Annotated in this window: 19 protein-coding genes; 12 read left to right on the top strand and 7 right to left on the bottom strand. The window is 61.6% G+C overall.

Translation table 11 applies throughout. From position 1 onward, the window contains the following. Nucleotides 1–12 precede the first annotated feature (12 nt). Genes HB780_RS07865 through HB780_RS07845 form a run of 5 tightly spaced genes read left to right on the top strand, consistent with a single transcriptional unit; the run spans nt 13 to nt 5952 of the window. A complete protein-coding gene (locus tag HB780_RS07865) occupies nt 13–948 on the top strand; it encodes a polysaccharide deacetylase family protein (protein WP_183689460.1) in 936 nt (311 codons plus the stop codon). Beyond that, nucleotides 945–2486, top strand: coding sequence for a gamma-glutamyltransferase family protein (locus HB780_RS07860; protein ID WP_183689459.1), 1542 nt, complete (start codon nt 945–947; stop codon nt 2484–2486). Before HB780_RS07865 ends, HB780_RS07860 begins: the two co-directional genes overlap by 4 nt. Further along, nucleotides 2483–3454, top strand: a complete 972-nt coding sequence (locus tag HB780_RS07855) for an ABC transporter ATP-binding protein (protein WP_183689458.1) — start codon at nt 2483–2485, stop codon at nt 3452–3454. The genes HB780_RS07860 and HB780_RS07855 overlap by 4 nt, the downstream gene beginning before the upstream one ends. Next, complete coding sequence (locus HB780_RS07850; RefSeq protein WP_183689457.1) at nt 3451–4446, top strand: ABC transporter ATP-binding protein; 996 nt, start codon at nt 3451–3453, stop codon at nt 4444–4446. Before HB780_RS07855 ends, HB780_RS07850 begins: the two co-directional genes overlap by 4 nt. A gap of 6 nt (nt 4447–4452) precedes the next feature. Next, a complete protein-coding gene (locus tag HB780_RS07845) occupies nt 4453–5952 on the top strand; it encodes an ABC transporter substrate-binding protein (RefSeq protein WP_286203010.1) in 1500 nt (499 codons plus the stop codon). Nucleotides 5953–6018: 66 nt separating this feature from the next. On the opposite strand, the gene HB780_RS07840 is transcribed toward HB780_RS07845, so the two are convergent. From HB780_RS07840 to HB780_RS07820, 5 genes are read right to left on the bottom strand one after another with little or no spacing between them, the layout of a single operon-like run. Next, nucleotides 6019–6744, bottom strand: coding sequence for a ribonuclease activity regulator RraA (locus tag HB780_RS07840; protein WP_183689455.1), 726 nt, complete (start codon nt 6742–6744; stop codon nt 6019–6021). An 18-nt stretch (nt 6745–6762) separates the two neighbouring features. Continuing rightward, nucleotides 6763–8499, bottom strand: coding sequence for an L-arabinonate dehydratase (gene araD / locus HB780_RS07835; RefSeq protein WP_183689454.1), 1737 nt, complete (start codon nt 8497–8499; stop codon nt 6763–6765). A gap of 55 nt (nt 8500–8554) precedes the next feature. Continuing rightward, entirely contained in the window at nt 8555–9418 is an 864-nt protein-coding gene (locus tag HB780_RS07830) for an ABC transporter permease (protein ID WP_183689453.1), read from the bottom strand. A gap of 3 nt (nt 9419–9421) precedes the next feature. Beyond that, on the bottom strand, nt 9422–10240 hold the full coding sequence (locus HB780_RS07825) for an ABC transporter ATP-binding protein (protein ID WP_286203009.1): 819 nt from the start codon (nt 10238–10240) through the stop codon (nt 9422–9424). 54 nt (nt 10241–10294) lie between these two features. Further along, nucleotides 10295–11302, bottom strand: coding sequence for an ABC transporter substrate-binding protein (locus tag HB780_RS07820; protein WP_183689452.1), 1008 nt, complete (start codon nt 11300–11302; stop codon nt 10295–10297). Between the two features lie 129 nt (nt 11303–11431). Here HB780_RS07820 and HB780_RS07815 point away from each other — a divergent pair, with 129 nt between their 5' ends. From HB780_RS07815 to nadC, 5 genes are all read left to right on the top strand, one after another. Further along, nucleotides 11432–12124 (top strand): GntR family transcriptional regulator, encoded by a 693-nt coding sequence (locus HB780_RS07815; RefSeq protein ID WP_183689451.1) that lies wholly within the window; start codon nt 11432–11434, stop codon nt 12122–12124. A gap of 78 nt (nt 12125–12202) precedes the next feature. Further along, nucleotides 12203–13105, top strand: coding sequence for an NUDIX hydrolase (locus HB780_RS07810; protein WP_183689450.1), 903 nt, complete (start codon nt 12203–12205; stop codon nt 13103–13105). 69 nt (nt 13106–13174) lie between these two features. Continuing rightward, on the top strand, nt 13175–14146 hold the full coding sequence (gene nadA, locus HB780_RS07805) for a quinolinate synthase NadA (RefSeq protein ID WP_183689449.1): 972 nt from the start codon (nt 13175–13177) through the stop codon (nt 14144–14146). Further along, nucleotides 14143–15684 carry an L-aspartate oxidase gene (locus tag HB780_RS07800; RefSeq protein WP_183689448.1) on the top strand — a complete coding sequence of 514 codons (1542 nt, stop codon included), beginning with the start codon at nt 14143–14145 and terminating at the stop codon, nt 15682–15684. The genes nadA and HB780_RS07800 overlap by 4 nt, the downstream gene beginning before the upstream one ends. Before the next feature lies 1 nt (nt 15685). Further along, the gene (gene nadC, locus HB780_RS07795; RefSeq protein WP_183689447.1) at nt 15686–16543 is read left to right on the top strand and encodes a carboxylating nicotinate-nucleotide diphosphorylase; all 858 of its coding nucleotides are present in this window, start codon (nt 15686–15688) and stop codon (nt 16541–16543) included. Nucleotides 16544–16550: 7 nt separating this feature from the next. Here the strand turns inward: nadC and HB780_RS07790 are convergent, their stop codons facing one another. Both HB780_RS07790 and HB780_RS07785 read right to left on the bottom strand, forming a co-directional pair. After that, the gene (locus tag HB780_RS07790) at nt 16551–17327 is read right to left on the bottom strand and encodes an SDR family oxidoreductase (RefSeq protein WP_183689446.1); all 777 of its coding nucleotides are present in this window, start codon (nt 17325–17327) and stop codon (nt 16551–16553) included. 111 nt (nt 17328–17438) lie between these two features. Further along, nucleotides 17439–18299: a MurR/RpiR family transcriptional regulator gene (locus tag HB780_RS07785; protein WP_183689445.1), complete on the bottom strand. Its 861-nt coding sequence runs from the start codon at nt 18297–18299 to the stop codon at nt 17439–17441. Between the two features lie 238 nt (nt 18300–18537). On the opposite strand from HB780_RS07785, the gene murA reads away from it, so the two are divergent. Next, nucleotides 18538–19794: a UDP-N-acetylglucosamine 1-carboxyvinyltransferase gene (gene murA, locus HB780_RS07780; RefSeq protein ID WP_183689646.1), complete on the top strand. Its 1257-nt coding sequence runs from the start codon at nt 18538–18540 to the stop codon at nt 19792–19794. Beyond that, nucleotides 19791–20681 carry a glucosamine kinase nucleotide-binding domain-containing protein gene (locus HB780_RS07775; RefSeq protein ID WP_183689444.1) on the top strand — a complete coding sequence of 297 codons (891 nt, stop codon included), beginning with the start codon at nt 19791–19793 and terminating at the stop codon, nt 20679–20681. Before murA ends, HB780_RS07775 begins: the two co-directional genes overlap by 4 nt. The last annotated feature ends 83 nt before the right edge of the window (nt 20682–20764 follow it).

The following is a 20764-nucleotide window of genomic DNA, read 5'->3' as shown; positions in this document are numbered from 1 at the left end:
AAGGAAGACGAGATGGGTCAGGATACGGTCGCACGCCCGCACAGCTTTTCGCCCTTTCCCGCCTATGAATGGCCGGCAGGCAAGAAGAGCGCGGTTCTTCTGAGCGTCGATGTCGATGCGACCTCGCCCTTTCTCTGGGAGCAGCGGGAGGGGCTGTCCAATCGTCTCTCGCGATTGGAAGTCCGCCGCTTCGGGCTGCGCACGGGCATGACCCGTATCCTCGATCTCTTTGCACGCTATGACGTTAAAGCAAGCTTCTATGTGCCTGCCGTCGTTGCGCAATCCAATCCTGGGCTTCTGCCGGCACTGGTTGACGCGGGGCACGAAATTGGACTGCACGGATATTTTCACGAGCTCGTCGGCGATATCGGTGACGAGGAATTCAGCGCCGCGCTCGATGCCAGTCTGGCGCTCTTCGTTTCCCAGACAGGACAGAAGCCGATCGGTTTCCGCTCGCCGGCCTGGGAAATGACGCCGCATATGCTGGCCGAGATCCGCCGCAACGGCCTTGCCTACGACTCCTCACTCATGGGCTTCGATCATCCCTATGAGATCGACGGCGTGGTCGAGATTCCCGTGCAATGGGCGCTGGACGACGCAATCTTCTTCAAGTTCGAGAATAGCGGTAACGAACGTTGGGCACCGTCTTCCGGCGCCCAGGTGTTGGACGACTGGCTGACGGAATGGCGCGCGCAACATCGCTTCGGTGGACTATTCACGCTGACCATCCATGACTGGATCTCCGGACGGGCGCAGCGCATCGCGATGCTGGAAAAACTGCTCGACGCGATCACTGCGGAGCCTGCGAGCTGGGTCGCCACCGCTGCTGACATCGCCCGTCATCATGCGTCCTCGAATAACCGGGGCCGTTTTGCGGTCGAGGCTGATATTCCCATCGCGATCGGCCCGTCTCGCTTCGGCCCCTCGCAGTCTGGAATGCGCCCATGAGCGAGACCTGGCAGATCGGCAAGCATGAAACGCGCAGCAAACACGGCATGGTCGCCTGCCAGAATTGGCGAGCGGCGGAAGCCGGAGCCGCAGTGCTTTCGGCTGGTGGCAATGCCATTGATGCGGCGGTGACGACGGCACTCGTCCTCAGTGTCGTCGAGCCTTGGCTGTCGGGCATCGGCGGCGGCGGCTTCCTGGTTCGTGCCGATGCTGGTGGCGCGGTCGATGTCCTAGATTTCAACGTGATCTCTCCCGCCGCGATCAATCCTGCCGACTATCCGCTGGTTTCCGGCCGCGATGGCGACTGGTTTGACTGGCCATCGGTCGAAGGCGACCGCAATCTGATCGGTTACAGCTCGATCTGCGTGCCGGGCGCCATTGCCGGTTTTGCCGAGGCGCTTTCCCGCTTCGGCACCATTTCCTGGGCTGATGCCCTTGCGCCGGCCATAGAACAGGCGCATCGCGGCCTGCAGCTCGATTGGTATGCGGCGCTGGCTCTGGCGATCGACGGGGCCAACCTGGCGCAATTTCCGGCAGCCTCGGAATTGTTCCTGCACAATGGCCGTGCGCCACGCGTGCCGGAGGCTGGACGCAAAGCCTTCCTGCCGATGAAGGCGAAGGCAAGGACGCTGGAAAGGCTGGCTGCTGCCGGCCCGCGCGATTTCTATGAAGGTGAACTTGCCGATCAGCTGATCAAGGGGCTTACAGACGGCGGTTCGGTGCTTTCGAATAAGGATTTCGCCGGCTACGCGCCGCGTTGGCTGGCGCCATTGAAGCAGGACTTCAAGGGCCTTGTCATCCATGCCGTGCCGGAGCTTTCTGGCGGTCCGACACTTTGCGCGATATTGTCCGAACTGGAAACCAGCCTGCCGGAGAATGATCCTTTCGGTGGGACCGCGGCTCTGGCCTTTGCTCGCGCAATCAGACGCGCCAGCGAATATCGGCTCAAGCATCTCGGTCATGCCTCTGGCGAAAGTTGCACCAGCCATCTCAGTGTTGTCGACGCCGATGGCACCATGGTTTCGCTCACGAACACGTTGCTGTCGCGTTTCGGTTCAAAAGTCGTGGTGCCGGAGACAGGCTTCGCGCTCAACAACGGCATGATGTGGTTCGATCCGCGCCCGGGCCAGCCCAACTCCATCGCGCCGGCCAGCAAGCCGCTTGCCAATATGTCTCCGATCGTTGCGACGCGTGACGGAGTGCCAGAGCTGGCGCTGGGTGCGGCCGGCGGCCGGCAGATCGTTCCGGCAGTGACGCAGATCCTCACCTATGTCGCAGCCTACGGCCTGTCGCTGGAGGATGCCTTCCTCAGCCCGCGCATCGACGCCAGCGGCACGACCATCCGCGTCAATCGGACAGCCGCATCCGATGTGGCGCCGACCGTCGCATCCGAATTCAATGTCGACGTCATCGAGGACACGCTCTACCCCGTCAATTTCGCTGTTCCCTCGGCGGTTCTCCATCGCAACGGCATCAATACCGGCATGGTTCACCCAAAGAACCCATGGGCTGCCGTTCGTGAGGCTGATCCCCAATGACCGCTCCGGTTCTGACTGTCGAAGACCTGCATATCTCCATCGGCGGCAAGCCTGTCGTCGATGGTGTCGGCTTTTCGGTTTCCTCTGGCGAGATCGTTACGCTGGTCGGCGAATCCGGTTGTGGCAAGTCGATGACGGCGTTTTCGGTCATGGGCCTGTTGCCGCGTGTCGCCGCGCGAAACAAAGGGTCTATCCGGCTGAGCGGCAAGGAGCTGGCCGGCCTTGACAACGCCGCCATGAAGCGCCTGCGCGGCGACGAAATGGCGATGATCTTTCAGGAGCCGGTCGCCTCGCTCAATCCACTGATGCCGATCGGCAAGCAGATTGCCGAAAGCCTGATCGTCCATCGCGGGGTCAGGGGCAGGGAGGCACAGCGGCAGGCGATCGCCATGCTCGAGGAGGTCGGCATTCCCGAGCCGGCCATGCGCTTCCACCAGTTTCCCTTCGAACTTTCGGGCGGCATGTGCCAGAGGGCGATGATCGCCATGGCGCTGATCACCCGGCCGCGCCTGCTGATCGCCGACGAGCCGACGACGGCGCTCGACGTGACAATCCAGGCGCAGATCCTGGAGCTGATGAAGCGACTACGTGCCGAGACCGGCACGGCGATCCTGCTGATCACCCATGACATGGGCGTTGTCGCCGATATCGCCGACCGTGTGGCAGTGATGTATGCCGGCCGCATCGTCGAAGAGGCGTCCGTCGATGCGATCTTCGAGGAGCAAAAGCATCCCTATACGCGGATGCTGCTATCGACCATTCCGAGGCTGGATGGCAAGGCGAAGGCGCTCTTGCCGACCATCAGCGGCACGGTTCCGGATATCGGCGCGTGGCCGGAAGGCTGTCGGTTTTCGACGCGCTGTCCTTTGGCGGACGAGGACTGTTGGCAGACGCCGCCGCTTGTCGCCGCAGGCGCGGACCGCCGTGCCGCCTGCTGGCATCAGGATCTGACCGGAGGGCTCGCATGACTGGGCCACTTCTTTCCGTGCGCGACCTTCGTGTGCATTTCCCGATCCGCGGCGGCTTTCTCGGTCGTCCGCTCGGCTGGCTGAAGGCGGTCGATGGCGTCGATCTCGATATCGCGCCGGGTGAAAGTCTGGCGCTGGTCGGGGAATCGGGTTGTGGCAAGTCCACTCTCGGTGCGACGATCCTCGGTATGCAGCGGGCGACATCGGGTAGGATCGTCTTCGAGGGCGAGGATGTGACGAGCGACGCCTCGGTGCGCCGCGCCGATCTCTCTCGAGACATCCAGATCGTGTTCCAGGATCCGGTGTCTGCGCTCAATCCGAAGCTGACCATCGGGGAGAGCATTGCCGAGCCGCTGATCATCCACGGTATAGGCACGCGGGAGGAACGCCGGCAACGGGTAGGGGAGTTGCTGGAACTCGTGGGACTCAATCCGGGCCATGCCGACCGCAAGCCCAATGCCTTTTCCGGCGGCCAACGCCAGCGCATCGTCATTGCCCGCGCCATTGCGCTACAGCCCAAGCTGCTTATCCTCGACGAGCCGGTCTCGGCGCTCGATGTATCGATACGCTCGCAGATCCTGAACCTGCTGCTTGAATTGCAGCAGCGCCTGGGCCTGTCCTACCTGTTCATCTCGCATGACCTTTCCGTCGTGCGTCACTTCGCCGACCGGGTTGCTGTTATGTATCTTGGCCGTATTGCCGAGACCGGAACGACGGCGGAGGTTTTTGAAAAGCCGGTTCATCCCTATACGGAAGCGCTGCTCAGCGCTGTGCCGCTACCCGATCCCAAAGCACAGCGTCGCCGGCAGCGTATCATCCTGCAGGGGGATCTGCCGAGCCCGGCCAATCCACCGCCAGGTTGCCGCTTTTCGACCCGATGTCCCATCGCCGTGCCCATCTGCCGGACTGTCTCGCCTGAGCTTGAAGCGCTTCAGCCGGGCGGCCATTCCGCAGCATGTCATGTGAGAACGCCTAATTTCCTAGAGGAGTAGATGATTATGTTTCGCAAACTTCTTGTTTTAACGGCGGTCCTCGGGCTCGCTGTTCTTCCGTCCACCATGATGGCCCAGGCTGCCGAAAAGCAGCAGATCGTCGTGGATCTCGTCAACGAGCCGTCGACGCTCGATCCGCAGCTGCAATGGAATCCGGACAGCTATTTCGTCTATCGCAATATTTTCGACAATCTCGTCACGCGCGACAATAGCGGCAAGATTGCTCCCGAGATTGCCACCTCCTGGAAGCCCCTGTCGGATACGAAAATCGTCTTCACCCTGCGCGCCGACGTCACCTTTCATGACGGCACGCCGCTGACGGCGGAAGACGTCGCCTTCAGCGTCAACCGCATCATCGACCCGAAATTGGCGAGCCCGCAGCGCAGCCAGTTCGCCAAGATCGCGAAGGCTGAGGTCTCCGGCGAGCATGAGGTAACACTGACGCTGCAGAGCCCCTATCCGCCACTGCTTGCGCAGCTCACCAAGCTGTCCATCGTCCCCGAACATGTGGTGCAGAAAGTCGGCGACCAGGCATTCAATCTGGCACCTGTCGGCAGCGGTCCCTATAAGTTTGCCAAATGGGACCGTGGCGTCGCCGTGACGCTCGTTCGCAATGACAGCTATTGGGGCAACAAAGGCCCGTTCGAGCAAGCAGTCTTCCGCGCCGTGCCTGACGCCTCGACCAGAGTTGCTGACCTGCAGGCAGGTGTGGCCGATTTCGCCCGCGCGTTGACGTCCGACCAGGCAGCGCAATTGGCGGGTTCGGATACGGTCAAGGCCCTGCCGATACTGACGGAAAGAATGTCCTTCCTCCGGATCAATCCGAACAAGCCACCCTTCGACAATCTAAAGCTCCGTCAGGCGGTCGCCTACGCCATAGACAAGGCTGGCATCACGCAGGGCATTCTGGGTGGGTTCGACAAGCCGGTCGCCCAGATGATGACACCGGCGCATTTCGGCTGGAGCGATAAGATCACTGGGCTTCCCTATGATCCGGACAAGGCAAAGGCGCTGTTAGCCAGCGCCGGTAAGCCGCCGAAGTTCCAGTTGACCGTCGGCACCTTCTTCGATCAGCGCGTGGCCGAAGCCATATTGCAGGAATTGCAGGAAGTCGGCTTCGACGTCGAGATTTCGCAGGTCGACACGCCAACCTTCCTGCAGCTGGTTCAGAAAGGCCCTGTCGATGCTCCGACCTTGGCGATCAGCACCAATTCCTGTGCCTGCCAGGATGCCGATGGCGTTATGAACTATCTGTTCCACACGGGCAGCACCTGGGCGATCGTCGCCAAGCCGGAGATCGACGCGCTGCTCGACGACGCGGGCTCGTCGCTTGATCAGCAGAAGCGATTGGCGGACTATGAAAAGATCAGCCAGTTGATCGTGGACGATGTGTCCGCCGTGCCGCTCTACCAGATGATTGCGATCTATGGCGCTGCCAAGGCGCTGAACTTCCAGCCGACACCGAATGAAAGCTTCTTCCTGAATCGGATGAGCTGGGCCGGTTAAGTATCTATTATTTTATGCAAAACCCCGCCGTCATTGTCGCCGGCGGGGTTTCGATTTATCGCCCGATCAACGGCCCTTTTGCTTCCGCCATTCTGCGAACTTGATCTTGGGAGCGTCGCTGGTTGCTGGATAAAGGCCGATAATGGTCGCGCCATTCAACACTTCCTCGGTGACGAAATCCTCATAGGCGGTCATTTCGACGGTCTCATCAGCGATCTCATCGGCAATATGAGCGGGGATGACGATGACGCCTTCATTGTCGCCGACAAGCACGTCGCCGGGGAAGACAGCGACATCGCCGCAGCCGATCGGACCGTTTATTTCGATCGCCTGGTGCAGCGTCAGGTTCGTCGGCGCGGAGGGGCGGTGGTGATAGGCGGGGATATCAAGCGCCGCGATCTCCGGGCTGTCACGAAAGCCGCCGTCGGTGACGACGCCGGCGACGCCACGCACCTGCAGCCGCGAAATCAGGATCGAACCGGCCGAGGCCGCGCGCGCATCCTTACGGCTATCCATGACGAGGATCGCACCGGGCGGGCACCTCTCGACGGCGGCACGCTGCGGATGCTCGGGGTTGCGGAAGACCTCGAGTGTATTCAGGTCTTCGCGCGCTGGAATATAGCGCAGCGTAAAGGCCTGGCCGACCATGTTCGCCTTCTTCTGCGATAGGGGGTGCACATCCTGAATGAACTGGTTGCGCAAGCCCCGCTTGAAGAGCGCGGTGGCGATGGTAGGCGTGGCGACGCCCAACAGCTTGTTGCGCGTCTCGCTGCTCAGCACGAAATTGCTCATGAGATATATCCTTTGCGATCAATAAATGTCGGGTTCGCCCGGCGATGGGCCGAAACCGGGTTCCAGGAAATCGAAGTCGCAGCCGGTATCGGCCTGCGCGACATGGCGGTTGAACATCCAGCCGTAACCACGTCCGAATTTTTCCGCCGGCTTCACCCAGGCGTCGCGCCGCCGCTGCAATTCGTCCTCGTCTACCAGCATGTCGATGCGTCGTGCTTCGAGATCAAGGCGAATGATGTCGCCATTCTTCAATAGCGCCAATGGACCGCCGACATGGGATTCCGGCGAGACGTGCAGAATGCAGGCCCCATAGCTCGTGCCGCTCATGCGGGCGTCGGAGAGGCGCAGCATGTCGCGATGGCCCTGCTTCAGCAGCGCCTTCGGGATCGGCAGCATGCCCCATTCCGGCATGCCCGGTCCGCCCTGCGGTCCGGCGCCGCGCAGCACCATGACATGATCAGGCGTTATGTCGAGGTTCTCGTCGTCCGCCGCCGCCTTCATTTCCGGATAGCTGTCGAACACCAGCGCCGGCCCCTGATGCTTATGGAAGCGTGGGTCGCAGGCGGCAGGTTTGATGACCGCGCCTGTCGGCGCGAGATTGCCCTTCACAACGGCGAGCGAGCCTTCGTGGTAGACCGGATTGTCGAGCGAACGGATGACGTCGTCATTGTAGCATTTGGCACCTTCCAGCGTTTCACCGAGGGTGACGCCCGACACGGTGAGGGCGGAGAGGTCAAGCTTCGAGGAGAGCTTCGCCATCAAGGCCCGAAGACCGCCGGCATAGTAGAAATCCTCCATGAGGTAGGTCTTGCCCGTCGGCCGGATATTGGCGAGCACCGGCGTCGCGCGGCCGGCCTTGTCGAGATCGTCCAGCGTCAGGTCGACGCCGGCGCGGCGCGCCATCGCGATCAGGTGCACGACGGCATTGGTGGAACAGCCCGTCGCCATCGCGACCGCGACGGCATTGTCGAAGGCGGCGGCCGTGACGATCTTCGACGGAACGAGATCCTCCCAGACCATGTCGACGATGCGGCGGCCAACGGCAGACGACATGCGGATATGGTTGGCATCCGGCGCCGGGATTGAGCTTGCGCCGGGCAGGGTAAGGCCCAATGCCTCCGCAATTGCCGTCATCGTGCTCGCCGTGCCCATGGTCATGCAATGGCCGTAGGAGCGGGCGATGCCGGCTTCGACATCGACCCATTCCTTCTCCGTAATCGTGCCGGCGCGGCGTTCATCCCAGAATTTCCAGCCATCCGAGCCGGAGCCCAGATATTCGCCACGATAATTGCCGCGCAGCATCGGCCCGGCCGGCAGGTAGATCATCGGCAGGCCCATGGAGAGCGCCCCCATGACAAGGCCGGGCGTTGTCTTGTCGCATCCGCCCATCAGGACGGCCCCGTCGATCGGGTGTGAGCGCAGCAGCTCCTCGGCCTCCATCGCCAGCATGTTGCGATAGAGCATGGTCGTCGGCTTCACATAGCTTTCCGACAGCGACAATGCCGGAAGTTCAAGCGGGAAGCCTCCGGCTTGAAAGACGCCGCGTTTTACGTCTTCGACACGGTGCTTGAAGTGCGCGTGACAGGGGTTGGCGTCGGACCAGGTGTTGAGGATTGCGATAACGGGCTTTCCGGCCCATTCTTCCGGCGCATAACCCATCTGCATGGTCCGTGATCGATGCCCGGAACTTCTGAGGTCATCGGGGGCAAACCATCTGGCGCTGCGCAGTTCTGACGGTTTCTTTTTGCTGCTCATTGTAGTCTAGCCTTGTATTCAACGGTTGGTCGAAGAGATAAATCCGCGCGTCGGGTCATTCCTTCATGCCCCACTTCAGCAGGGTGCGGCGCTCGATCGTCTGGAACACCAGGTTCTCGACAATAAGCCCAATAACGATAACCGTCAGCAGGCCAGCGAAGACTGCGGGAATGTCGAGCAGATTGCGGTTTTCGAAGATGAACCATCCAAGCCCACCCTGGCCGGAGGAGACGCCGAACACAAGTTCGGCGGCGATCAAAGTGCGCCAGGAGAAGGCCCAGCCGATCTTTAGGCCCGTCAGGATCGACGGGAAAGCTGCGGGGATGAGGATGCGGAAGACATAGGAAAGCCCGGTCAGCCCGTAATTCGCCCCCACCATGCGCAGGGTGCGCGACACGCCGAGAAAGCCGGCATGGGTGTTGAGAGCGACCGCCCAGAGCACGGAATGGATGAGGACGAAGACGAGGCTCGCCGGCCCCAGCCCGAACCAGATGAGGGCGAGCGGCAGCAGCGAGATCGCCGGCAGCGGATTGAACATCGCCGTCATGGTCTCGAGAAAATCAGTACCAATGCGGGTGTTGATGGCAACGACGGTGAGGATAGCCGCCAGTACGGTGCCTGCCACATAGCCCGTCACGAGTACTTTCAGCGTCGTCCAGATGCGCTCAGGCAGAACGCCATCGGCGAAGCGATCATAGAGCGCGCTCAACGTGTCGCTGAGCGTCGGGAACAGCAGCGGATTGTCGAGGTGCCGCGCATAGACTTCCCAGATGATCGCGAGAATTACGATCAGCAGTGATTTGCGGAGGAAGCTCGACTGCCAAAGGAGTTCGAGGGTACCGAGCTTCTGCTCGACGGCGGCGATATGGCCGGCAGCATCTGCCGTGTCGGCCGCGAGAATGATTTGTGGTGCGCTCATGGCCTATTCCCTGTGTCCGGCTTCGGCAAACAGCATGTGATGGATGTCCTGCTCCAACTTGGCGGCCGCCGCGGTGTCGCTGCGGACGGATTCGACATTGCGGACCTCGGCCTTGACCCGGCCGGGGTGCGGCGAAAGCAGCAGGATGCGGTTGGAGATCTTGATCGCCTCGGCGATCGAATGCGTGACAAAGATGACGGTGAAACGCGTATCTTCCCAGAGCTGAAGAAGCTCGTCCTGCATCTGCCGGCGTGTCAGCGCATCAAGCGCCGCAAAGGGCTCGTCCATCAGCAGGATATCGGGCTGCATGGCCATGCCGCGTGCAATCGCCACACGCTGCTTCATGCCGCCCGACAGCATATGCGGATAGGCGTCGACGGCGCGGGTGAGCTTCACCTTGTCGATATAGTCGCGCGCAATGGCTTCTGCCTCGGCTCGGGGCAAGCGACGGGCGGTCGTCAGCGGAAACATGACGTTTTCGAGGACCGTCTTCCAGGGCAGGAGCTGGTCGAATTCCTGAAACACCATCATCCGATCGGCCCCCGGTTTCTTGACCAACTGCCCTTTGATCTCGATGCGGCCGCTCGTCGGCGTCATATAGCCGCCGATCGCCTTCAGCAGGGTCGATTTCCCGCAGCCGGACGGTCCGAGCAGCACGAAGCGATCGGACTTCGCAACAGAAAAGCTGACGTCCTCGGTGGCGGTGATCAAAAGGTTCGGCGTCTTGTAGCGAAGCGTCACCTTATCGACGTTTAAGAGCGGTGTGGCAGCGGTAGCCGCCTCGATCGTTGTCGCGTCCGCTGCGATTTTTGCCTGAAGCATGGAGGCTCCTTCAAGAATTGGATCGAGAGGCGGCATTCGCGCCGCCCTCCCGGATCAATTGCCGTTCAGATCGGCGGCTTCGGGCAGATAATAATCCGTCCAGGCCTTCGGCATCGTCTTCAGGGTTCCGACCTTGTGGAGATGGGCTGCAAACTTCATGGTTCCCTGCGGATCCATGCGGAACTCCATCATGTGCGGCTGGTTCAGGATCGCCAGCAGGTCATCGACGCTGGTCTTGTCGCCACTCACCGTCTTATAGGCTTCGACGGCGGTCTTCGGATCCTTCTTGATCACCTCGATGGCGTCTGCCGTCGCCTGCCGCACGGCCTTGATGACAGTCGGATTGGCCTCGGCGAATTGCGTGGTCGTGAAGAAGGTGCCCTGGGTCAGATCGCCGCCGATGATGTCGCGCGAATTGACGACTTCATGAACGCCCGGCTGCTTCAGTTCCAGATACTGGAAGGGTGGCGCCGAGAAATGGCTCTTCACTTCGTGGTTCTGGTTTGCAAGTGCTGCCATCGCGTCGGGATGGCCGAGCTGCACCGTGTTGGTGTCGAACTTGTGCACCTGATCGTCGCCATACATCTGGGCGGCAGCCATCTGCAGCAGGATTGCCTGCGTCGAAACGCCGACCGTCGGCACGGCGATCCTGTCGCCCGGCTGAATGTCCTTCAGGGATTTGATGCGTGGATCACGCGAAACCATGATGACCGGCTGGGCGGAATTGGTGACGATGCCCTTGACCCTGCCTCTGGTGCGGTCCCAGAGCAGCAGCAGGTTGCCGGTGCCGGTATTGACGATGTCGACATTACCGGCCAGCAGCGCATCGGTCTGCGCGCCACCGCCGCTAAAGGTGCGCCAATCGACCTTGACGCCGGCGAGGCCATCGGCCTCAGCTCGCTTCTCGATCAGTTTCTGCGTCTCCATGACGTGGCTGACGAGATAAAGGATGCCCGGCTGGCGCGTGATCGAAATATCCGTCTTTTCGGCGGCGCCGGCGGACAATGTGCCGGCAAACACGAGACAGGCCGCGGTCATGCCGCGAAGAAAAGCTCTCATCATTTCCTCCCAAAAATGATCCAAACGCATGAGATTGCGTTGGCATAGATGGACTAAAGCACTAATGTATCAGTGCATCAAGGCCTAAATTGTGTTTAAAGGGTTGAGAGTTTCGATCAGGAAGGTGACCGCGTGAGAGTAAATCCGAAAGAATTCGCCCTGGACCGCTCGCGCCAGGTCGCGCCGCAGATCCTGGAGATCCTGAGGTCGCGCATTCTTTCGATGAGCCTGCCGCCAACGACGGTGCTGTCGCGAACCTCATTGCAGAGCGAATTCAATGTCAGCCAGACGCCGGTTCGCGATGCCTTGATACGGCTGGAGGAGGAGGGGCTTGTCGAGGTCTATCCGCAATATGCGACCGTGGTCTCCAAGATCGATATAGGCAATGCCAGGGAGGCGCATTTCCTGAGATTGTCGATCGAGCTTGAGGCCATCCGGCGTCTTACAGCCGAAGAGCCGGCGGAGACGGCGGCCGCATTGGCGCAGGTTCTGGCCCGGCAGGAGCATGTCATGTCGCCCGAGACCTACGACTTCTTCGATTCGCTCGACAAGGATTTTCACCGGGTTCTCTTCGAGAGGGTCGGGATATTGGGGCTGTGGGCAACCGTTCGCCGCCAGAGTGTCCATCTCGACCGGCTACGCCGGCTGAACCTGCCGATGCCGGGCAAGCTGCAGCAGGTCATGGCCGACCATCGCGCCGTTGTCGATGCCGTGCAGTCCGGCGACGCGGAGCTGGCGGTTGCGGCCGTGCGCAAACATCTTTCCGGCACGCTGTCGATCATCGATCTGATTTGCGAGCAATATCCGAATTATGTCCGCCGGTAGGCGACGAACGCGCGTGCATTGGCATCGGCCGCTCTTCATGCGACAAAAGCGCAGGTTGAAATAAGATATGGAGATTCCTTGACCATCGGACTTGCGCATGCCGAACTGATCGCGGTTTTGACGGCTGTCACCGGCCACGAGCCGCGGGTTATGACAGTTCGCTCCGGCGAGGCGCTGCCATCAGGGCCATTCGAGCTTGGTCATAGAACGCTGCAAAGCGGCCTTCGCGAATGGGTCCGCGAGCAGACCGCGCATCCAGTGGGATATCTGGAGCAGCTTTATACCTTTGCCGACCGCGACCGGAACAATGAAATTCTGGGCGGGCGGACGATCTCGATCAGCTATCTCGGCCTGGTGCGCGAGCAGGCGGCCCCTGGCGCCGGCCAGCCGAGCTGGCATGGCTGGTACGAATATTTCCCATGGGAAGATCACCGCAACGGCCGTCCAGCCATCATTGACGACATTGCCGCCCAACTGGCGGGCTGGATCGACAGCGATGGTGGCAAATGCGATCCGCGCCGCCGCCGCGCCGACTATGCCTTTGGGCTCAATGGGGCAGTCTGGAATGAAGACCTCGTCCTGCAGCGCTATGAGCTTCTTTACGAAGCGGGCCTTGTTCAGGAGGCGGGAGGCGCGCCGCCGGCCAGGTTTGGCCGCCCGATGTTTGCCGATCATCGTCGCATTCTCGCAACTGGCATGGCGCGGCTGAGGGCGAAGATCAAATATCGTCCCGTCGTCTTCGAACTCATGCCCGAGAGCTTTACCCTGCTGCAACTGCAGCGCACCGTCGAGGCGCTGGCGGGGCTGACGCTGCACAAGCAGAATTTCCGTCGCCTTATCGAGCAGCAGGATCTGGTGGAGGAAACGGGCGGAAGCGAAAGCGAGACGGGCGGCCGCCCAGCCAAGCTCTTCCGCTTCCGTCACGCCATCGTCGAAGAACGTGAACTCGCCGGAACGAAATTACCGCTCTCCCGCAATTGACATATGCTCATATCGAGAATATCTATTTGCGCATAATATGCTCAAAGTGAGTATAATAAGGAGCCGGTCATGAATTCCCCCGTATCCGCATCCTCCCTCTATGATCGCGTCAGCCGCGTCATTCCCAAAGCCGAATGGATGACGTTTCAGGATGATGTCGAAGCGATCCTCGAATTGAAGCGCCGCCGCAACGCCGTCATCCTCGCGCATAACTACCAGACGCCGGAGATCTTCCATGGCGTTGCCGATATCGTCGGCGACAGTTTGGCGCTTGCCCGCAAGGCGATCGATGTGGATGCCGATATCATCGTGCTCGCCGGCGTACATTTCATGGCCGAGACGGCCAAGCTGCTCAATCCGGAAAAGACCGTGCTAATCCCGGACATGGCTGCCGGCTGTTCGCTGGCGGACTCGATTACGCCGGAAGATATCGCCTTGCTGCGCCAGGCTCATCCCGGCGTTCCCATCATCACTTACGTCAACACATCTGCCGCGGTGAAGGCGGCCTCTGACATCTGCTGCACGTCGGGCAACGCCCGCCAAGTCGTGGAATCGCTCGGCGTTCCCAAGGTGCTGATGATCCCGGACGAATATCTGGCGCAGAATGTGGCACACGAAACCAATGTCGAGATCATCGCCTGGCATGGGCATTGCGAGGTGCACGAGCTTTTCACCGCCGACGACATCCGCCAGCTTCGCGAAAACTATCCCGGCGTGACAGTGCTTGCTCATCCGGAATGCCCGCCTGACGTCGTCAGAGAAGCGGATTTTGCCGGCTCCACCGCCGTCATGTCGGACTATGTCAGCAACAAGCAGCCTGCACGCGTCGTGCTCCTCACCGAATGCTCGATGAGCGACAATATTGCCGTGCATCACCCGAATGTCGAGCTCATCCGGCCGTGCAATCTCTGCCCGCATATGAAGCGCATCACGCTTGGCAATATCCGCAAGGCGCTTGAGGAAAACCGGCATGAAGTCACGGTCGATCCGGCAATTGCCGTCGCCGCGCGCCGTTCGGTGGAAAGGATGTTGGCGATATGACCGAAATTCTTCACGATCTTTCTGGTCGCGTCGTCATCGTTGGGAGCGGTCTTGCCGGGCTGATGGCAGCGTTGACCTTGGCGCCGCAGCCTACTGTTATTGTCACCCGCGCGGCTCTCGGCGAGGAGACATCGAGCGCCTGGGCGCAGGGCGGTATTGCCGCCAGCATGGGAGCCGACGATAGCGCGGAGCTGCATCTGGCGGACACACTTGCCGCCGGCGACGGGCTTTGCGATCCGGCCATCGCTGCGAGCATCATCGCGGAGGCGCCGGCGGCGATTGCGTCCCTGGAACGGGCGGGCGTCTGCTTTGATCGGGATAGCGAGGGCAGCCTGTCGCTCGGCCTTGAGGCCGCGCATTCGCGCCGACGCATCGTGCATGCCGAGGGCGATGGCTCGGGCGCGGCGATTGTCCGCGCGCTGGTTGAGGCCGTTGCCCGCACGCCGTCGATCGCAGTGCTCGAGGGATACGAGGCCCGCCGGTTACTTCTGGACGGAGGTCAGATCAGCGGCCTGCTCTGCGCAACCCCAAAGGGGTTGGTGATCCTGCCGACATCCAAGGTGCTTCTGGCGACGGGTGGCATTGGCGGTCTCTACGATGCGACGACCAATCCGACCGGTAATTTCGGCCAGGGGATCGCGCTTGCCGCAAGAGCCGGGGCGCTTCTGGCCGATATGGAATTCGTGCAGTTCCATCCGACCGCACTCGATTCCCTCCGCAGGCCGCTGGCGTTGGTCAGCGAGGCCGTTCGCGGCGAGGGGGCTTTGCTGGTCAATGAGAAGGGTGAGCGCTTCATGGCGCAGGTTCCCGGCGCGGAACTCGCCCCGCGCGATATCGTCGCTCGCGCTATCAGCGCGGAGATCGCCCGAGGCGGCCGTGTCTTTCTCGATGCCCGTGAGGCGCTCGGCCACCGTTTCGCCACCCGCTTTCCGGTGATCGACGCGCTTTGCCGAGAAACGGGGATTGATCCGTCCTGTGAGCTTATTCCCGTGCGCCCGGCGGTTCACTATCACATGGGCGGCGTCGCGACGGATGGGAACGGTCGAAGTTCTGTCCCCGGCCTTTGGGTGGCGGGGGAGGCAGCTTCGACGGGCCTGCATGGCGCCAATCGGCTTGCCAGTAACTCGCTACTGGAAGCGGCAGTCATGGGCATACGCGCAGGCCAAGACATTGGCAGCGTGCCGACGCGCCCGACAGCTCCTCTGTCGGAACATTCACGCTTGGCGGCTCCGGATGCCTCCCTCGTGCGTCCGATCGTGTCGCGGCATCTTGGTGTGCTTCGTAATGCCGGTGCCATCCATGGGGCAATCGCCGGACTGCTGCCGCTTGCCGAAAGCGACAATGCGACCGCCGATCCGGCTGTTGTAGCGCTGTTGATCGCCGTCTTTGCCAGCCTGCGCACGGAATCGCGTGGCGCCCACGCCCGTACGGATTTCCCCCTGAAGCAGCAACAAGCACAGCGTCGGATGATGCGCCTCACCGATGCTGTGGACATCGCCCGATCCGTCATTCCCTATTCTTTCGCCAGGAGCGCCTGACATGATCCTCGTCCCTCTCCCGCGCCTCATCGTCAAGCCGCTGGTCCGCAACGCTCTCCTGGAAGATCTCGGGCTTGCCGGCGACATCACCTCCGCCGCCGTCATTCCCGAGGATCACCGCTCCACGGTCGTCATGGTGGCTCGCCAACCGGGCGTGATCGCCGGCCTCGATGCCTCGGAGGTTGCTTTCCAGCTCGTCGACCCCAGTATCGTCATGACCCGCCATCTTCACGACGGCGCCAAGGTCGCGGCTGGCGACGTCATCGCAACGATCGAAGGTCCATCTCGTGGCCTGCTGACGGCCGAGCGCACGGCGCTGAACTTCCTAGGTCATCTCTCGGGTATCGCGACGGTGACGGCCGGTATCGTTGAGGCGATCAGCGGTATGAAGGCGTCGATCGTCTGCACCCGCAAGACGACGCCGGGCCTGCGGGCGCTGGAGAAATATGCCGTGCGGGCCGGGGGCGGCATGAACCACCGTTTTGCGCTCCATGATGCTGTGCTGATCAAGGACAATCATGTGGCGATTGCCGGCGGCGTCACTGAGGCGATCCGCCGGGCAAAGGCCGGCGTTGGCCATATGGTCAAGATCGAGGTCGAAGTGGACACGCTCGATCAGCTCCGCGAGGCCATGGAGGAGGGTGTCGATGCCGTGCTGCTCGACAATATGACACCCGACCAGCTTCGCGATGCGGTGGGCATCGTTACCGGCCGGGCGATCACGGAGGCATCGGGCCGTATCACGCCATTAACCGCCGCTGCCATCGCCGCATCCGGCGTCGACCTTATCTCCGTCGGTTGGCTGACGCATAGCGCCCCAACGCTCGATATCGGGCTGGATTGGAAAGCGGTTGCATAAACCTCTGTCAGACTACGGTCGGAACCTGCGCTCCATCCATGCTGATGACGACGCCGGTGACATAACTTGCCTTGGATGAACTCAGGAAGGCAACGACATTGGCGATATCGTCAGGGCTCGCCATGCGGCCGATGGGAATGCGCTTGAGCGCTTCCGCAAGCACCTCTTCCTCGGTGGAGCCGGCAAGTTTCGCGGATGCCTTCAAGCCCTCGGCAACCCTATCCGTCTCGGTCAGGCCGGGATTCAGGCCGACGACGCGCACACCCTGGCTGGCATAGGCATTGGCAAGGCCGACGCTGGCGAGCATCAGCGCGGCATTGGCGGCGCCGCCGGCAAGGTGGACCGGCGAAGCGATCTTGCCGCCATTGCCGATGATGTTGACGATGGTGCCTGAACCGCGCGCGGCCATGCGCTTGATGACCGGATCGAGCACATTGATATAGGAAAAATACTTCGCATCCATCGCGGCGCGCCAGGCGGCTGGCGTGAGCTCCGAAGCAGGCGTTCGCGTGGCGGCGCCGGCGCTGTTGACGAGGATATCGATGGGGCCGATGTCGTTCTCGATCCTGTCGACGACATCAAGGGCTTGCGTGTCTGAGGTCAGATCGGCGGCATAGCCATGGGCGCCGGGCAGGCCGGATAGCGCCTTGTCGATATTGGCTTGCGCTCGTGAGCAGATGCCGACGCGGGCTCCCTCGGACAGAAACAGGCGGGCGCAGGCATAGCCGATACCCTTTGAGCCGCCGGTAACCAGGGCGACTTTATTGGCGAGACCGAGGTCCATTTGATTCTCTCCGCATGGATTGCAATAGGAGCTGGAAGCTATGTCCTGGGAATGGCGGAGTACAGATCGTATCGCTCTCGTCACGACCTGTTTACCGGATTCCAGTTGCGGCTAGGACAGGAGTTTGGCCTTCAGCACCGAGACGGCCGCTTCGCTGTTGTGGACATAATCATGGGCGTCAGGCTGCCTTTGCACCAGCAGGATGAACAGCAGATCGGTCAGCATCAGCTGCGCATCGCGCGCCGTGATCGCCGAAGAGCGGACACGATCTTCGGCGCCGACGGTATAGAGACGGATATTGGCGACGCGGGTCAGGGGATTGTCCTGGAGGCCGGTGACGGCGATGACGGTTGCGTCCCTCTGACTGGCGAGTTCGGCGATCCGCAGGGTCTCGATACTGGCGCCGGAATAGGAAAGGGCGAAAAGCAGGTCGTCGGGGCCGAGTGTCGAGGCGTTGGCCATCTGCACATGGCTGTCGCTATCATGCAGGACGATGCGCCCGAGTTTCATCAGCTTGTAGGAAAAGTCACGCGCCACTAGCGACGATGCGCCGACGCCGGCCAGATGAATGCGCCGGGCCTCGTGCAGCGCCTTCAGTGCTTTCCCGATGTCCAGCTCATTGTTGACGGCGATGGTCTGCTGCATTGCCTGTAGCTTGCTGCCGAGCAATTTCTGCAGGATGGTCAGATAGCCGTCGTCGACCTCGATCGTGCCATGGATCATGCCCGCCGGAGCCTGCCATTCCTGCGCCTTGGCCTCGCTGACGGCGAGTTTCAGCTCCTGATAACCGGCATAGCCGAGCTTCTGGCTGAATTTGACGACGCTCGACTGGCTGCGGCCAGTTTCGGCGGCAAGGGCTGCGGATGAGAGGCGCAGCATCTGGTCGGGATTTTCGATGATGAACTGCCCGATCTGCCGGTCGGCCGGCGCCATGATCTCGAGCTTCGCGCTGATTTTCTTTAAGATAGACATCCGCTCCTTCAGGCCATGAAGGCCGGTTTACGCGTCGATATGGTTGAACCACAAAGATAGGATTCGCCCGAGAGCGGACAACCATGTTTCTGCCGGCCGTCCACTGACGTTATCATAAACCGTTGGAATAAAAAATTCCAAACAACATTGACACGTTGGAATGAGCGAATAATCTTGAATGAGAGTCGGACGTGCTATCGTCAGCTCCTTCGCCCCTTTCTTCGGCGGGTTTCATATCATGGACAGATTGCGGATATCGGGTGGACGGCGGCTGCAGGGCGCGGTGACGATTGCCGGCGCCAAGAACGCCGCCTTGCCGCAGATCGCGGCGGCGCTGCTGAGCCCCCATCCACTGGAATTGACGAACTTGCCGGCCGTGACCGATGTCGAGAACATGCTTGGCGTCGTTTCGCTTCATGGGGCTATTGTGACCCGTTCGGCACACGGCACCACGATCGATGCAAGCGGCATCGTCTCGCAGGAAACCTCCTACGACACAGTGCGGCGGATGCGGGCAACGGTGCTGGTGCTCGCGCCGCTGCTGGCACGCTTTGGCCATGCCCGCGTTTCCTTGCCCGGCGGTTGCGCCATCGGCGCGCGGCCCGTCGATATGCATATCAAGGCGCTGGCGACGTTGGGAGCTGATATCGCGATCGAGAACGGGCTGATCGTTGCATCGGCCCCGAAAGGGCTGAAGGGCGCGCGTATCGTGCTGAGTTCTCCCTCCGTCGGCGCGACGGAGACGGCGATGATGGCGGCTTGCGCCGCCAAGGGCGAGACGGAGATATTGAATGCGGCGCGCGAGCCGGAGGTCGCTGATCTCGCCGCTTGTCTTAGCGCCATGGGGGCCAGGATTGAGGGCGCCGGCACGCATCGCATCCTGATCGACGGCGGAACGAGCTGGCGTCCCGCAAAGCATCACGGCATACCTGACCGGATCGAGGCCGGCACCTATGCCGTTGCAGCTGCGATCACTGGCGGGCAGCTCGAACTGATCCATGCCCGGCTTGAGAACCTGGCCTCCGTCGTGCAGATGCTGGAAGCCATGGGTGTCAGCATCTGGCCGAGCGACCGAGGCCTTGTCGTATCGAGGGCCGGTCCGCTCAAGGGCGCCGATATCACCACCGAACCCTATCCGGGCTTTCCGACGGACTTGCAGGCGCAGTTCATGGCGCTCGCCTGCTGCGCCGAGGGCGCCTCGCTGTTCCGCGAGACCGTCTTCGAAAATCGCTTCATGCATGTGCCGGAATTGATCCGCCTTGGGGCGAACATCAAACTGCAAGGAACAACGGCGTTGGTGCGCGGGGGAACGCCTTTGAGAGGTGCGCAGGTGATGGCGACCGATCTGCGCGCTTCCGTTTCCCTGGTGCTGGCGGCGCTGGTGTCGGAAGGCGAGACCATCGTCAACCGCGTCTACCATCTCGACCGCGGCTATGAGCAACTGGATCGCAAGCTTCGCCTTTGTGGCGCGGACATCGAGCGGCTGACGTCATGAGCGCTGAGACTGACAATGCAGCCTATTTCCTCGGCATAGACGGCGGCGGCACCGGTTGTCGGGCGCGTATCGAGGATGCGGAAGGAAGCGTGCTGGGGCAGGGCCTGTCCGGCCCCGCAACCACGCGGCTTGGCATAGAGGAGGCCTGGGCCTCGATCGCAAGGGCCTTTGGTGCGGCGATCGAGGAAGCGGGCCTGGGTCGCGACGAGATCGGGCGGATTCATGCCGGTGTCGGGCTTGCCGGGATCGGACGCAAGGGCGCGCTTGAGGCGCTGCGAGCCATAGAACATCCCTTTGCCAGCATCGATTTCGTCAGCGACGGAGAGGGGGCCTGCCTTGGCGCTCATTCAGGACGTGATGGTGCGATCGTCATTGCCGGAACGGGATCGATCGGTCTTGGTTTTGCCGAGGGTCGCCGTTTGCGGGTCGGGGGTTATGGTTTTCCGATCTCCGACGAGGGCAGCGGGGCGGAGTTGGGACTGAAGGCGGTACAGCTTGCGCTGCGCGCCCATGATGGCCGCTACGAAAAGACGGCGTTGTTGGCCGAGATCATGCAGCGGTTCCAACAGGATCCGATGGAGGCGGTCGCCTGGATGGACCGTGCTTCGGCCACCGACTATGCCGCCTTGGCCCCAATGGTCATGCGCCATGCCGATCAGGGAGATGCCGCCGGGCGGCGCATCGTCCAGAGTGCGGCCGAGCATATCGATACGCTCATCCGCACGCTCTTCGACAAGGGCGCACCACGCGTTTCCCTGCTCGGCGGTCTCTCCAGTCCGCTCGAGCCGTGGTTGGCGCCGGATGTCCGCCGTCGCCTCAAACCCATCGATGGCGATGCCGTTTCGGGCGCCATCATCCTCGCCAGGAAGTCGGCCTCCAGCCATTGAAAGAACGATGCGTTTTGCACCGGATTTCTCATATCGAATTTGGAATATTTTATTCCTTTAGCAATTGACGAACGGAATAAATG

The organism is Rhizobium lusitanum (assembly GCF_014189535.1).
GTDB lineage: Bacteria > Pseudomonadota > Alphaproteobacteria > Rhizobiales > Rhizobiaceae > Rhizobium > Rhizobium lusitanum_C.
The sequence above is the reverse complement of the archived record's forward strand: the minus strand, read 5'-3'. Positions and strand labels throughout refer to the sequence as shown.

Coding starts and splice junctions, on each gene's coding strand:
- nadC (WP_183689447.1), top strand. CDS start 15,686: ATGATCCTCGTCCCTCTCCCGCGCCTCATCGTCAAGCCGCTGGTCCGC.
- HB780_RS07860 (WP_183689459.1), top strand. CDS start 945: ATGAGCGAGACCTGGCAGATCGGCAAGCATGAAACGCGCAGCAAACAC.
- HB780_RS07800 (WP_183689448.1), top strand. CDS start 14,143: ATGACCGAAATTCTTCACGATCTTTCTGGTCGCGTCGTCATCGTTGGG.
- HB780_RS07820 (WP_183689452.1), bottom strand. CDS start 11,302: ATGATGAGAGCTTTTCTTCGCGGCATGACCGCGGCCTGTCTCGTGTTT.
- HB780_RS07845 (WP_286203010.1), top strand. CDS start 4,453: ATGTTTCGCAAACTTCTTGTTTTAACGGCGGTCCTCGGGCTCGCTGTT.
- HB780_RS07775 (WP_183689444.1), top strand. CDS start 19,791: ATGAGCGCTGAGACTGACAATGCAGCCTATTTCCTCGGCATAGACGGC.
- HB780_RS07840 (WP_183689455.1), bottom strand. CDS start 6,744: ATGAGCAATTTCGTGCTGAGCAGCGAGACGCGCAACAAGCTGTTGGGC.
- HB780_RS07850 (WP_183689457.1), top strand. CDS start 3,451: ATGACTGGGCCACTTCTTTCCGTGCGCGACCTTCGTGTGCATTTCCCG.
- HB780_RS07825 (WP_286203009.1), bottom strand. CDS start 10,240: ATGCTTCAGGCAAAAATCGCAGCGGACGCGACAACGATCGAGGCGGCT.
- HB780_RS07865 (WP_183689460.1), top strand. CDS start 13: ATGGGTCAGGATACGGTCGCACGCCCGCACAGCTTTTCGCCCTTTCCC.
- HB780_RS07830 (WP_183689453.1), bottom strand. CDS start 9,418: ATGAGCGCACCACAAATCATTCTCGCGGCCGACACGGCAGATGCTGCC.
- araD (WP_183689454.1), bottom strand. CDS start 8,499: ATGAGCAGCAAAAAGAAACCGTCAGAACTGCGCAGCGCCAGATGGTTT.
- HB780_RS07790 (WP_183689446.1), bottom strand. CDS start 17,327: ATGGACCTCGGTCTCGCCAATAAAGTCGCCCTGGTTACCGGCGGCTCA.
- nadA (WP_183689449.1), top strand. CDS start 13,175: ATGAATTCCCCCGTATCCGCATCCTCCCTCTATGATCGCGTCAGCCGC.
- HB780_RS07855 (WP_183689458.1), top strand. CDS start 2,483: ATGACCGCTCCGGTTCTGACTGTCGAAGACCTGCATATCTCCATCGGC.
- murA (WP_183689646.1), top strand. CDS start 18,538: ATGGACAGATTGCGGATATCGGGTGGACGGCGGCTGCAGGGCGCGGTG.
- HB780_RS07785 (WP_183689445.1), bottom strand. CDS start 18,299: ATGTCTATCTTAAAGAAAATCAGCGCGAAGCTCGAGATCATGGCGCCG.